The following is a 12,372-nucleotide window of genomic DNA, read 5'->3' on the forward strand; positions in this document are numbered from 1 at the left end:
TATGAAAAAAATATTTTTTGCCTTTTTAATACTTTCGGTTTCTCTATTTACCATTTCTTGTGATGATGAAGATTCAGGAACATTGAAAAACAGTCTTTATCCAGTTAAAGGAAAATGGAATCTTGAGAAAATAGGTACGATAGAAAACATAAACTCTGTAAACGTTATAGTTTATGAAGATTATGCAAGTGATGAGGAGTGTGATCTAGATTTTCTTGCATTTGATGAATCATTATTTGAAGCACATGACTATAGTTTTATAAACAACGCTTGTGAAGATGATTATATTTCTGGAGATTATATTTTAGAAAACGACAAAATTTTTATGTCTTATATGCAAACTATTTTAGGTGAAGAAATTGAATTTGAACAAACATTTACAGTTATTAATTTAACTAATAATAAACTTGAGATTTCCTATGTTGATGAAACTTCAGGTGAATTGGTTTTTAATATCTTTTCAAAAGAATAAAATTCAAATATCTTTTCTAAAAGCTGTCTTTTTAAGGCAGCTTTTTTTATGCTTGCTATTTCGTACCTTTGTATTCTTAAAGAACGATTATGTTAGAGAAAGAAGTTATTGACTTTGAAAAATCAATTATTGTTGGAATTGTAACACAAAACCAAAGTGAAGATAAACTAAACGAATATCTTGACGAATTGGAATTCTTGACCTATACCGCTGGTGGAACCGTAATCAAACGTTTCTCTCAAAAAATGGACAAGCCTAATCCGAAAACATTTGTAGGAACGGGAAAACTAGAAGAAATCAAATATTTTATCAAAGATAACGATATCAAAACTGTAATCTTTGACGATGAATTAACGCCTTCACAATCCAAAAACATAACAAAAGAATTAGATTGTAAAGTATTAGACAGAACCAATCTTATCTTAGACATCTTTGCACAACGTGCCGAAACTTCGTATGCCAGAACGCAAGTAGAATTAGCTCAATGCCAATATTTACTACCTCGTTTAACCGGAATGTGGACTCACCTTGAACGTCAAAAAGGAGGTATTGGTATGCGTGGTCCTGGAGAGACCGAAATTGAAACCGACCGTCGTATTGTGCGTGATAGAATCTCTTTTCTAAAAGAAAAAATTAAAGTAATCGACAAACAAATGGCAACTCAACGCAGTAATCGTGGTGCCATGGTTCGTGTAGCCTTAGTGGGTTATACTAATGTTGGAAAATCAACTTTGATGAATGCGGTTGGAAAAAGTGATGTTTTCGTAGAGAATAAATTATTCGCAACCTTAGATACCACGGTTCGTAAAACAGTAATAAAGAATTTACCCTTTCTTTTAAGCGATACCGTTGGATTTATAAGAAAACTACCAACGCAATTGGTTGAGTCGTTTAAAAGCACCTTAGATGAAGTAAGAGAAGCTGATTTGTTGCTTCATGTGGTAGATATTTCGCATCCTGACTTTGAAGACCATATTGCATCGGTAAACCAAATTTTACAAGATATTAAAAGTGCGGACAAACCTACGATTATGGTTTTTAATAAAATCGACGCATACAAATCAGAACATTTTGATGAGAATGATTTAAGTGTTGAAAAGACTACCAAACATTATACTTTGGAAGATTGGAAAAGAACTTGGATGAGCAAATTAGGTGATAAAAACACGTTGTTTATTTCAGCTACTGAAAAGGCAAATTTTGAGGAATTCAGAGAAAAAGTATACGAGGCAGTAAGAGAGATTCACATCACAAGATTTCCTTACAACAAATTTTTATATCCAGATTATAAAGATGCCGTTGAAAACGAATAAAAAAAGACCTCAATTGAGGTCTTTTCTATTTTGATTTATATAGTGGAACGGCCGAACAAGCTTCGCCAAACATAACGCTCTTAGAAACTTTTATTAATTTTTGAATGGCTAAAGTATACACTTGGTTAGGAACCGATTTTTTAGAACAACCTTTTAAAATTACTGGTTTTTGAAAATAATCAGTATAATCGAGTTTGTTCAAAATATCTTGATACCATTCGATAACTGCTAATTCTTTATTTCCTTGAATCACTTTTAGAGCATGAGGCACCAAATGAACCGAGACTAAAGCAAAAGCCCAAGCTGGAAGTATCGCATCGGTAGAACAATACAAAGCAACGTATTTGTCTTCAAATTTAGACCAATCGTTAATTTTTAATTGGTTACGGAAATCAGATTCTTTTAAGATAAATCCTTCTAATAACCATTGCGAAATATCTAAATCTACCACATGATTATCTGGATAGTAATCTTCTAAATCGAATACCATCAAGGAACTTTGCGCTACTTTGTTTACAATTTCGTCCATTTGAAAAGTTTCAAGTTTCAAGTTTCAAGTTGAGCAACCTGAAACTTGAAACATTAAACATATTTTACAACATTCCTAATTCTAATTTTGCTTCTTCGCTCATTAAGTCTTTGCTCCAAGGCGGATCAAATGTAATCTCTACTTCGCATGATTTCACTTCGTCGATAGATTTTACTTTTTCTTCCACTTCTTGAGGTAACGTTTCCGCTACTGGACAATTAGGTGATGTTAAAGTCATTAAGATTTTTACATCGTTATCTTCGTTAATCATCACGTCGTAGATTAAACCTAATTCGTAAATATCTACTGGAATTTCTGGATCAAAAATTCCTTTTAAAACTTTGACTACGTTTTCGCCTAAGTTAATTGTATCGTAAAATTCTTCCATTTTTTTAATTTTTAAAACATATAAGTCATATAAGTTAATCCCATAATGTCTTATATATTTCGTTTACATATGTTTGTTGTCCTTCGTAATAAATGTTCTTGACATTAAAATTAATTAATAATCCTATTGGCTTTTGCAATAAGTTCATATAAGTTAAAAGTTGAGCTTCATAAATAGGATTCATCTCGGCAACTGCTTTCAATTCAACTACTAAAATGTCTTCAACCAAAATATCACATCTCAGTTTTGATTCCAATTCAAATCCTTTGTAATTAATTGGAATATTATATTCTGAAATTGAATTTATATTTCGTAATTCTAATTCCTTAATCAGACACTGATGATAAACGGTTTCAAGTAATCCTGGTCCTAATCTTTTATGAACTTCAATTGCTGCTCCGTTAACTTGATAAACTAAATCCTTTAACTGAGTTTTTGTCACATTTTTCATGGCTTATATTAATTTTTGAGGTGTATATCATATTATAAAAACTTATATGGCTTATATGTTTAATTTTTTCAGTCTATTGTCTCGATTGAAATGCCAAAGCATACATTTTGATTTGTTTTATCATTGAAACTAAACCGTTTGCACGTGTTGGCGATAAATGTTCTTTTAATCCAATTTCGTCAATAAAATCGGTATTAGCATCTAAAATATCCTTTGGTGATTGATTAGAAAACGCTCGGATTAAAATAGCAATAATTCCTTTGGTTAGAATCGCATCGCTATCGGCTGTAAAAACGATTTTTCCGTCTTGTTCTTCGCCGTGAACCCAAACTTTTGATTGGCAACCTTTGATGATGTTTTCGTCTACTTTGTATTGTTCCTCAATTAACGGAAGCGACTTCCCTAATTCGATGATGTATTCGTAGCGTTGCATCCAGTCGTCAAACATAGAAAACTCGTCTACAATTTCGTTTTGTATTTCTTTAATTGTCATTCTTATTTTTTTGTTGCTTTTAAAACTACTTTATTTTCGTTGTCTAAAAGAAAAATTGTTTTGTTTTCAATTTCAAAACGAGAAATATTGGAAGCGGTTTTGAACCAAAGATCTTCATTTTTCATTTCATTTTCACAATATTTCTTTGTTGCCATCAAGGGTGAAATAGTTATGTTTTCATCATCCAGTTTATACGTTCCTGAATACATATTACAACCCATAAAGCCAGAAATTTTATCAGTATCAAAACTAATAAAATAGTTTTTTTCAACTACGTTAACTCCAACTAATTCTTCTACAACATAACTTCCTAAAATTGGATTTTTAAAAACAGAATCATCAGCAATTTTATTAATGTAATCGACAAATTCTTTAATTTTAGCAGGCGGAATTGTATGATCAAATCCTTTAGTTGTATAGGTTTTATCTTTCACCACAATTGTCATGTCAGCATGAGGTTTCCCATCATACGCACGCTCCATAGTTGGACCTTCTAAATCGTTGAACGTTTTTAAATCTATTTTACTATATAATTCCGCTAACTTTTTCCATTGTGCATCTGTTAAATTGACAACACTAGGTTTTCCGTCTCTTTGACTAACTAACGAGAATGTCCCATTTTCAATTGTTATCATTCTGTGATAACCTCTTGTATTAGCGCCATAAACAACTTTAACATCAGATAATTCTTGGTCTTGCGCACACCCTTTTGAAAGGAAAATAGACAAGAAAATAGTAAGCATAATTTTCATAATTTTACTTTTTAAGATAACATCATTTGCGCTTTTTTAACCGCTTCTACAAAGATATCAATTTCTTCCTTGGTATTGTAAAAAGCAAAACTCGCTCTAATCGTACCTGGAATATTGAAAAAACTCATAATAGGTTGGGCACAATGATGGCCGGTTCTAACCGCTATACCTAACTTATCGATAATTGTGCCAATGTCATATGGATGAATACCATCGATGTTAAATGAAATTACCGAAGCTTTATTTTCACTGGTTCCGTAAATCGTTAAACCATCAATTTCTTGTAATCTTTTGGTCCCGTAATCTAATAATTCTTGTTCGTAGGCCGCAATATTTTCAAAACCAATTGCATTCATATAATCAATAGCGGTTCCCAAGACAATTCCGCCTTCGATATTTGGTGTTCCTGCTTCAAATTTATGAGGTAAATCGGCGTAAGTTGTTTTCTCAAAAGTAACTTCGGCAATCATTTCGCCTCCGCCTTGATACGGTGGCAATTTTCGCAACCATTCTTCTTTTCCGTATAAAATTCCAACACCTGTTGGTCCACAAACTTTATGTCCTGAAAACACGTAAAAATCACAATCTAATGCTTGTACGTCTGGACGTAAATGTGGAGTTGCTTGTGCTCCATCGATTAAAACGGCTGCTCCAACTCCATGTGCTTTTTTGATGATATATTCAATTGGGTTAACCGTTCCTAACGCATTTGAAATATGATTTACGGTTACGATTTTCGTTTTTTCGGAAAGTAATTTGTCGAATTCTGAAATAATCAATTCTCCTTTTTCATTCATTGGAATTACGACCAACTTCGCTCCTGTTTTTTCACATAAAAATTGCCACGGCACAATGTTACTATGATGTTCTAAAGCCGAAACCATTACCTCATCGCCTGCATTTAACAAACTTGCAAAACCATTCGCCACCAAGTTAATTCCGAAAGTCGTTCCCGAAGTAAAAATGATTTCGTGATTATGCTTTGCGTTTAAGTGATTTTGAATCGTGTTTCGCGACACTTCATACGCATCGGTAGCCAATTGACTCAACGTATGCACACCACGATGTATATTCGCATTGATTTCGCTGTAATATTTTGAAATAGCATCAATAACCACTTGTGGCTTTTGCGAAGTAGCTCCGTTATCAAAATACACCAAGGGTTTGCCATTTACTTTTTGCGATAAAATGGGAAAATCAGCTCTTACTTTTTGAACATCAAACATTTTCATACAATTTGAGCACAAATTTACGATTTGATTGTTTATAATTGGAATAAATAAAGGTTAAAATCGAATTAAAATTGCTCTCCTGCTCCGCCGCCACTAAATCCGCCGCCACCAAATTCCATTGGATTGGTTTGAGATGGTGCTGGTGTTGTAGCATTTGCTAAAGATAAAATAGCTTGAGCGTTGAATAACAAAGAATCATCGGAATCTCTATCGGGTTGAAACGTGACGCCTTCGGTTTTATTTTTTAGCTGTTGGATAATCAAATAAGCTAATCCGAAAAGTAAAATTCCGCTAATTACCATAACGTATTCTATTGGGAAGAAATAGTAATAATGACGAATGGAGTAAAATCCGAATGCTAAAGTGGCAAATCCGGTGTATAAAACCAACTTGTCTTTCCATTTGATTCCCAAAAAGAAATAAAGCAACGGAATTAAAAACGTGAATCCATAAAAAACAAATGCAAGCGGAACATCGGATTTATTTGTGATTTCTAAGTTCATTAAAGATTGAGATAATTCGCGAACTACTAAATAATTCATGGACAAATAACCTAAAAGCAAACTCGCAACTCTTACGGTATCTAAAGTTTTAAAAAACGGATAGAAATTTTGGTTTTTACTCAAGTGAACGACGAAAAAATAAACCAAAATAGCTAAAATCAATCCGACAAATGACAAATAAAACTTGGGCATTACATCATGTTCGACTATTAAATTGAAAAATATCCCAACCAATCCAATAAATGCCAATAAAGCCGAAATTGTATTGATAAATCGAATGGCAAAAAACACTCCTAAAACTAACATTGCGATTAACACGGGTAGAACAGCTTCAGTGAGAATTCCAATTCCAATTAAAAAAGAAAATTGAGCAGAGAGCAAGAAAGCATCATCTAATCCGTGACGAAAAAATTTCATTCTAACTAAAACTTCGAGTCCAATGTAAGCCACAATCGTATAAAAGAAGAAAATGAATTCGAAATCCTCCGAAATTAGTGGAAATAAAATTAATCCAAAAGCGCTGATAATGGTTGAAATCAAGAAACTTCCCAATAAAAAGAATCCAATTCTAAAGAAAATATTCGGATTCGATTTTAATTGGACTAATTGCGCAATTATCATTTGCAATTGCTCTTTGGAAAGGAATTTCTTTTGGTATAATTTTTTCGCTTCTTCGGCCAAAAAATAGTTTTCTAGTTCGGATTTATTGTACGCTTGCATTTTTTTTGGCATTAAATTGTTTAACTAATCGAATAAATAGAAAAATACTCGCTATCACATAAAATGGTGCTATCATAGTTAGTAATTGGTAAATGAATTCAAAATGGATAAACGAAATGATTCTCCCACCCAAAATATTCACTCCGAAATAACCATACAACAACATAAAAGCGAAAAGTGATGTTGCCAACACACCATAACTAAATTGGTAGAAATAATACACATATCCAATTAAAACAGGAATGAAAACCCACCAATGATCCGAAACCAAACCTGCTAAAATACAAACGCCCAACAAATGCAAAGCAAACGTGGCATACACAAAATGAAAATGAGCTTTGATTTTATGTTTCAACGAATATTCCATCCAAATCAACAAAAGTATTCCTAAAATCAATCCCGAATAGGTTAATTCTAGATTGGAATAGACTTCGTTTTGAAACAAACTTTTTGGTGTTATGCTGATTCCAATAAAAGCCGCCAAACTCGTAATCGCCATAGAAAGTACAATTCGATTATCGAAATAATACGCAACAGCGAAACATAAAATAGCTGAAATTAAAGAAACATAAGCATACGAATCATCAAAAATTTGATATTGAAAATTGATGTAACCCAAAAAGATACACGCCAACAAACTTCCGGTTAAAACCAAATAATCATACAACGGATTTTCGAACAAAACCTCATCATTGAAATATCCTTTTGCTTTTTTAAAACTGAAATAAAAGCAAACCAACATCAAAATAAAATTAGCCGAGAGAATCGCTAAATGTCCGATAGAATCGATGTTGTTGTAGACAATTACTCCAATTCCAGAAGTAAAAAGGATTATTGAAACGTAAATCATTAAAAGCAGTTCGCTTCGCAAGGAAAAAATACCTTTCTTTTGATAATCTGCGATTTCCTTCAAATGGTTATCATTCAGAAATTTCTTTTGATAGAGTTTTTGAAGTTGTAGTTCTGAAAAATGTGGTTTTTCCATGAAGTAAAGTTTTTATTAAAGATAAAAGAAGTTGAATTAATATTATAAATTTTAATAAAAAATAGTTTTTAAATTTATTTTTGTAACTTTAAACATTAACTAATCAAGTAGTCTAAAAACACTAAAATTTTATCGATTGTTAATATTTTTAATATAGTTAAACACCTTTAAAATCAAGCTTTTCCAATATGTTTCCCTTATTTATGAGGTAAACATTAAAAGTTATTAACAAAATTTGCAAATGAAAAAAGATTTAACTATGTCAGCCATTGATCGACAAAACATACTAAATAATAAAGTAGCATTAGATAATATTCAAGAATACATTGGCGTAAGTGGAATGTATTTTAATGGGGAATATCGTTTTACAAAAGCTCAAGTTTGTGATTTCTATGGAATTGACATATCAACTCTTGATAGATATCTATCAAGTAATGAAGAAGAATTAAAACATAACGGTTACATTAATTTAAAAGGAAAAACACTAAAAGAGTTTAAAGAAGAATTTGGATGGATGCTTAATGAAGGTTCAAAAGCTCCTCAATTAGGTGTTTTTAATTTTAGAGCATTTCTTAATTTAGGAATGCTTTTAACCGAGAGTGAAAAAGCTAAAGCCTTAAGAAGTGTAATGTTAGACATAGTAATTGACACTTTAAATCAAAAAGTAGGCGGGTCAACGAAATATATAAATCAACGTGATGAAGATTTCTTGGTGGCTATAATGAGAGAACCTGTTTATCGTAAAGAGTTTACAAGTGCACTAAATTTATATTTAGAAATGGGCAACTACAAATATGCTGCTTATACAGATGCTATATATGAAGCTATATTTCATGAAAATTCTAAAGAGTACATACAAATTCTACAACTTGAAGAAAAAGAAAATCCAAGAGATACAATGTACTCGGAAGTGTTAAAACTAATTGCATCTTTTGAAATTGGAATTGCTGATGAAATGAAAAAAGAATTCGAAAAAAAAGGCAGAAAACTCACACCCAAAGAATTAGATGTATTAATTAAAAATTTTTCTAATAATCGCTTTTGGATACCTCAATTAGAAGACGTTAGAACTAAAATGGCCTGCAGAGATTACGGCTTAAGAAATATCATACACGAAAGACTAAAACCATATATTAATTCTTTAAACCGTGAAGAATACAATCGTTTTTTAGGAGAGAAAAGTAAAAATCTAATTGATAGGGTTGTGGAAGACGAACAACTATTGGATATATTTAAAAGACTAAAAGACAGATAATCATGACTGTTTTTAATTATTTTAGTACAGAGTATGCGATATTTGTCCATGATCAAATTATTATTAATTCGGGTGGGATTTTAGGAATAATAAATAATGGTTTACTTGAAAGTTCAATCGAACATATTAAAAACGATTTATATTATCCTAATATAGAAGATAAATTAACACATTTGTTTTTTTCGATAAATAAAAATCATTGCTTCAACGATGGAAACAAAAGAGCATCGATTGCTTTATCTGCCTATTTTCTTGAGATAAACAATTGTTCATTTATCATACCAAGATTTATAGAACAAATGGAAAATATAACAGTTGATGTTGCGGATAACCGCATAGATAAAGAACTTTTACACGAGATAATTACATCGTTGTTATATCAGGAAGACTTCAGCGAATCTCTTAAATTAAAAATCATTTACTCAAAAATGTAGAAAACCGCCCAAAAGGCGGTTTTTAAATGTCATTGTTCCTCGTAATGACTAAACTACAAATCAAATCCCATATTTACGCCTAATTTATCAGCGATAATTCTACCAATTTTAGCTTTTAATTCTGGTATTTTGATACTACTTGTTACTTCGCTGGTAAAGGCATACATCAACAAAGCTTTCGCTTCTTTTTTCGGAATTCCACGTTGTTGCATGTAGAACATCGCACTTTCGTCTAATTGTCCAATCGTACAACCGTGTGAACATTTTACATCATCGGCAAAGATTTCCAATTGTGGTTTTGCGTTGATAGTCGCTTTATCGCCAATTAAAATATTGTTATTTTGTTGGAATGCATCGGTTTTTTGCGCTTCTTTTTCTACGAAAATTTTTCCATTGAAAACTCCAGTTGAGCTGTCATGTAAAATCGTTTTATAGTTTTGGTGACTTTCGCAATTTGGCGTTGCGTGTTGTACCAAAGTATAATGATCTACGTGTTGTTTATCACCAATTATGGTAATGCCTTTCAAAGTAGAATCAATTCGCTCGCCTTGATGATAAAAATTCAAATTGTTTCTCGTGATGTTTCCACCAAACGAAAATGTGTGTACGGCTACTCTACTCTCTTGTTTTTGGGCAATATAGGTATTGTCAATCAAATTCGCAGTTTGTACATCGTTTTGAACTTTGTAATAGTCAACAATCGCGCGTTTTTGAGCGAAAATTTCGGTAACCGAATTCGTTAAAACCGGATTACTATTCAAACTTTGATGACGTTCTACGATTTGCACGTGAGCGTTTTCTCCAACGATGATTAAGTTTCGAGGTTGTACCATCAAAGCCGCTTCATTTCCGGTTGAGAAATAGATGATTTCGATTGGTTTATCTACTACTTTACTTTTTGGAATATTGATGTAAGCGCCTTCCAATGAAAAAGCCGTATTTAGAGAAGTTAAACTCTCTTCTTTGCTCGCAATTTGATTAAAATAGGTATCGATTACCATTTTATATTTAGGTTTTGACAATGCCGAAGCCATCAAACAAACATCTAAACCATCATGTGTAGTAGAAGACAAAAACGAACTAAAAATTCCGTCAATGAAAACTACTTTATAGGTGTCAATTTCGTGTAAGAAATACTTTTTTACATCTTTAAATTCGATGGCGTTATCCTTCTTTGGGAAAACCGAAAAGTCATTTTTTAAAATGGCATTTAACGACGTGTATTTCCAAGCTTCCTCTTTTTTAGTAGGAAAACCTTTGTTTTCGAAATTTTTTATGGCGTGATTTCGAACTTCGTGCAAATCTTCATTGTCTTTGATTTTTTCTTCAAAGGCCATGAAGGAAGCTATCATTTTATCTTTTAATTCCATTGTATTTAGTGTTCAGTCGCAGTGTTCAGTCGCAGTGTTCTGATAACTGTGACTGAGACTGTAAACTCTAGTTCAATTCATTCTTTATCCAATCGTATCCTTTTTCTTCAAGCTCTAAAGCTAAATCTGCTCCACCCGTTTTTACGATTTTTCCGTCCATTAAAACGTGTACGAAATCTGGAACGATATAGTCTAACAAACGTTGGTAGTGCGTAATTACTAATACCGCGTTGTTTTCGTTTTTCAATTTGTTTACTCCGTTAGCTACAATTCGTAACGCATCGATATCTAAACCTGAATCCGTTTCATCTAAAATAGCGATTTTTGGCTCTAGCATAGCCATTTGGAAAATTTCGTTACGTTTCTTTTCACCACCTGAAAAACCTTCGTTTAGAGAACGCGATAAGAATTTTCTATCCATTTCTAACAATTCTGATTTCTCACGGATTTTCTTCAACATTTCATTCGCTGGCATTTCTTCTTCACCATTCGCTTTACGCTTTTCGTTGATAGCTGTTTTGATGAAATTTGTTACCGAAACTCCTGGAATTTCCACTGGATATTGGAACGATAAGAAAACACCTTTATGCGCTCTTTCTTCTGGTGCTAATTCTGAAATTTCTTCTCCGTCTAAAAAGATTTCACCTTCAGTTACTTCGTAATTTTCGTTTCCAGCAATGATAGAAGATAAGGTTGATTTTCCGGCACCGTTTGGTCCCATAATCGCATGTACTTCTCCTGCTTTAATTTCAAGGTTGATTCCTTTTAATATTTCTTTGTCTTCTACCGAAGCGTGTAAGTTTTTTATCTTAAGCATTTGTTTAAGGTTTAAGAATTTATCTTATTAAATTTTAATTATGTAAATTTTTGATTTTTCTAATTCTTTTATGTTTCCAAAGTCTTTTAAATATATTAAATCTTCAAGGATTATTTTTCTATTTTGTCTCTCTGAATTTAATTTTGTTGGTTTATAGTTTAAAAAAGAAATGATTGCCTCATCCGTTTCAACTCCATTATCTTGAATTACCAAAAATTTTAAATACTCACTACTATCAAATCCTAAATTTTTATATCGAAGTTTAACAGCATCTAAAAAAAGATTTTTTCTTTGAGCAGCATTGAATCTGTTTTTCTTATCTGGAATTATACATTTAATTTCAGCTAAAATTTTTATTGGTTCATCAATTTTAACATCAAATCCTTTTGAATTTGGACTTATACTATCAATCTTCTTCTTTTCTATTTCTATTTCACTTTCATCTAAACCAAATTCTTTAAGGAGTTCTATAAACTTAAAAGTCAGCTTTAAAGTTAAAACATTATGAACATCAGATAAGGCGTTTTTTAATTTTTTATAATGATTATCTGTGAATTGCTCTGTAAAATTTGTATTAAAATCGCCAGTAATTATATGTAATACTTTGTCAATCTTTGAATTTAGTTCGTTTAACCTACTGTAAAACTTCTCCATATTT

15 protein-coding genes are annotated in these 12,372 nt (G+C 31.8%); 4 read left to right on the forward strand and 11 right to left on the reverse strand.

Going from position 1 to position 12,372, the window contains the following annotated elements:
* The first annotated feature begins 1 nt into the window (after position 1).
* The gene (locus ACE3PD_RS07155; protein WP_374400966.1) at positions 2–472 is read left to right on the forward strand and encodes a lipocalin family protein; all 471 of its coding nucleotides are present in this window, start codon (positions 2–4) and stop codon (positions 470–472) included.
* Positions 473–561: 89 nt separating this feature from the next.
* Positions 562–1,785 (forward strand): GTPase HflX, encoded by a 1,224-nt coding sequence (hflX, locus tag ACE3PD_RS07160; protein ID WP_374400967.1) that lies wholly within the window; start codon positions 562–564, stop codon positions 1,783–1,785.
* A gap of 25 nt (positions 1,786–1,810) precedes the next feature.
* Here the strand turns inward: hflX and ACE3PD_RS07165 are convergent, their stop codons facing one another.
* The 8 genes from ACE3PD_RS07165 to ACE3PD_RS07200 all read right to left on the reverse strand — a co-directional run bounded on the left by ACE3PD_RS07165 (position 1,811) and on the right by ACE3PD_RS07200 (position 7,838).
* Positions 1,811–2,314, reverse strand: coding sequence for a DUF2480 family protein (locus ACE3PD_RS07165; protein ID WP_374400969.1), 504 nt, complete (start codon positions 2,312–2,314; stop codon positions 1,811–1,813).
* A 64-nt stretch (positions 2,315–2,378) separates the two neighbouring features.
* Positions 2,379–2,702 (reverse strand): SUF system Fe-S cluster assembly protein, encoded by a 324-nt coding sequence (locus tag ACE3PD_RS07170; RefSeq protein WP_374400971.1) that lies wholly within the window; start codon positions 2,700–2,702, stop codon positions 2,379–2,381.
* Between the two features lie 34 nt (positions 2,703–2,736).
* A complete protein-coding gene (locus tag ACE3PD_RS07175) occupies positions 2,737–3,153 on the reverse strand; it encodes a GxxExxY protein (RefSeq protein ID WP_374400973.1) in 417 nt (138 codons plus the stop codon).
* Between the two features lie 73 nt (positions 3,154–3,226).
* Positions 3,227–3,646, reverse strand: a complete 420-nt coding sequence (locus tag ACE3PD_RS07180) for a SufE family protein (protein ID WP_374400975.1) — start codon at positions 3,644–3,646, stop codon at positions 3,227–3,229.
* Positions 3,647–3,648: 2 nt separating this feature from the next.
* Entirely contained in the window at positions 3,649–4,398 is a 750-nt protein-coding gene (locus ACE3PD_RS07185; RefSeq protein WP_374400977.1) for an META domain-containing protein, read from the reverse strand.
* 11 nt (positions 4,399–4,409) lie between these two features.
* Complete coding sequence (locus tag ACE3PD_RS07190; protein ID WP_374401095.1) at positions 4,410–5,624, reverse strand: aminotransferase class V-fold PLP-dependent enzyme; 1,215 nt, start codon at positions 5,622–5,624, stop codon at positions 4,410–4,412.
* A 71-nt stretch (positions 5,625–5,695) separates the two neighbouring features.
* Positions 5,696–6,865, reverse strand: a complete 1,170-nt coding sequence (locus ACE3PD_RS07195; RefSeq protein ID WP_374400978.1) for a hypothetical protein — start codon at positions 6,863–6,865, stop codon at positions 5,696–5,698.
* Positions 6,837–7,838 (reverse strand): DUF2157 domain-containing protein, encoded by a 1,002-nt coding sequence (locus ACE3PD_RS07200; RefSeq protein WP_374400980.1) that lies wholly within the window; start codon positions 7,836–7,838, stop codon positions 6,837–6,839. Before ACE3PD_RS07200 ends, ACE3PD_RS07195 begins: the two co-directional genes overlap by 29 nt.
* A 241-nt stretch (positions 7,839–8,079) precedes the next feature.
* Here ACE3PD_RS07200 and ACE3PD_RS07205 point away from each other — a divergent pair, with 241 nt between their 5' ends.
* Entirely contained in the window at positions 8,080–9,093 is a 1,014-nt protein-coding gene (locus ACE3PD_RS07205) for a DNA-binding protein (protein ID WP_374400982.1), read from the forward strand.
* Between the two features lie 2 nt (positions 9,094–9,095).
* A complete protein-coding gene (locus ACE3PD_RS07210) occupies positions 9,096–9,527 on the forward strand; it encodes a type II toxin-antitoxin system death-on-curing family toxin (protein WP_374400985.1) in 432 nt (143 codons plus the stop codon).
* A gap of 53 nt (positions 9,528–9,580) precedes the next feature.
* Here the strand turns inward: ACE3PD_RS07210 and sufD are convergent, their stop codons facing one another.
* The 3 genes from sufD to ACE3PD_RS07225 form a co-directional block, all read right to left on the reverse strand.
* Positions 9,581–10,897, reverse strand: a complete 1,317-nt coding sequence (gene sufD, locus ACE3PD_RS07215) for a Fe-S cluster assembly protein SufD (protein WP_374400987.1) — start codon at positions 10,895–10,897, stop codon at positions 9,581–9,583.
* Positions 10,898–10,964: 67 nt separating this feature from the next.
* A complete protein-coding gene (gene sufC / locus ACE3PD_RS07220) occupies positions 10,965–11,714 on the reverse strand; it encodes a Fe-S cluster assembly ATPase SufC (protein WP_374400989.1) in 750 nt (249 codons plus the stop codon).
* A 27-nt stretch (positions 11,715–11,741) separates the two neighbouring features.
* Complete coding sequence (locus ACE3PD_RS07225; protein ID WP_374400991.1) at positions 11,742–12,368, reverse strand: hypothetical protein; 627 nt, start codon at positions 12,366–12,368, stop codon at positions 11,742–11,744.
* Positions 12,369–12,372 lie beyond the last annotated feature (4 nt).

The sequence above is a fragment of the Flavobacterium sp. genome, assembly GCF_041911335.1.
In the GTDB taxonomy this organism is placed as follows: Bacteria; Bacteroidota; Bacteroidia; order Flavobacteriales; family Flavobacteriaceae; genus Flavobacterium.

Excerpts from the sequence above, each read along its gene's own strand:
- ACE3PD_RS07155 (WP_374400966.1), top strand. The coding sequence starts at position 2 with ATGAAAAAAATATTTTTTGCCTTTTTAATACTTTCGGTTTCTCTATTT.
- hflX (WP_374400967.1), top strand. The coding sequence starts at position 562 with ATGTTAGAGAAAGAAGTTATTGACTTTGAAAAATCAATTATTGTTGGA.
- ACE3PD_RS07165 (WP_374400969.1), bottom strand. The coding sequence starts at position 2,314 with ATGGACGAAATTGTAAACAAAGTAGCGCAAAGTTCCTTGATGGTATTC.
- ACE3PD_RS07170 (WP_374400971.1), bottom strand. The coding sequence starts at position 2,702 with ATGGAAGAATTTTACGATACAATTAACTTAGGCGAAAACGTAGTCAAA.
- ACE3PD_RS07175 (WP_374400973.1), bottom strand. The coding sequence starts at position 3,153 with ATGAAAAATGTGACAAAAACTCAGTTAAAGGATTTAGTTTATCAAGTT.
- ACE3PD_RS07180 (WP_374400975.1), bottom strand. The coding sequence starts at position 3,646 with ATGACAATTAAAGAAATACAAAACGAAATTGTAGACGAGTTTTCTATG.
- ACE3PD_RS07185 (WP_374400977.1), bottom strand. The coding sequence starts at position 4,398 with ATGAAAATTATGCTTACTATTTTCTTGTCTATTTTCCTTTCAAAAGGG.
- ACE3PD_RS07190 (WP_374401095.1), bottom strand. The coding sequence starts at position 5,624 with ATGTTTGATGTTCAAAAAGTAAGAGCTGATTTTCCCATTTTATCGCAA.
- ACE3PD_RS07195 (WP_374400978.1), bottom strand. The coding sequence starts at position 6,865 with ATGCCAAAAAAAATGCAAGCGTACAATAAATCCGAACTAGAAAACTAT.
- ACE3PD_RS07200 (WP_374400980.1), bottom strand. The coding sequence starts at position 7,838 with ATGGAAAAACCACATTTTTCAGAACTACAACTTCAAAAACTCTATCAA.
- ACE3PD_RS07205 (WP_374400982.1), top strand. The coding sequence starts at position 8,080 with ATGAAAAAAGATTTAACTATGTCAGCCATTGATCGACAAAACATACTA.
- ACE3PD_RS07210 (WP_374400985.1), top strand. The coding sequence starts at position 9,096 with ATGACTGTTTTTAATTATTTTAGTACAGAGTATGCGATATTTGTCCAT.
- sufD (WP_374400987.1), bottom strand. The coding sequence starts at position 10,897 with ATGGAATTAAAAGATAAAATGATAGCTTCCTTCATGGCCTTTGAAGAA.
- sufC (WP_374400989.1), bottom strand. The coding sequence starts at position 11,714 with ATGCTTAAGATAAAAAACTTACACGCTTCGGTAGAAGACAAAGAAATA.
- ACE3PD_RS07225 (WP_374400991.1), bottom strand. The coding sequence starts at position 12,368 with ATGGAGAAGTTTTACAGTAGGTTAAACGAACTAAATTCAAAGATTGAC.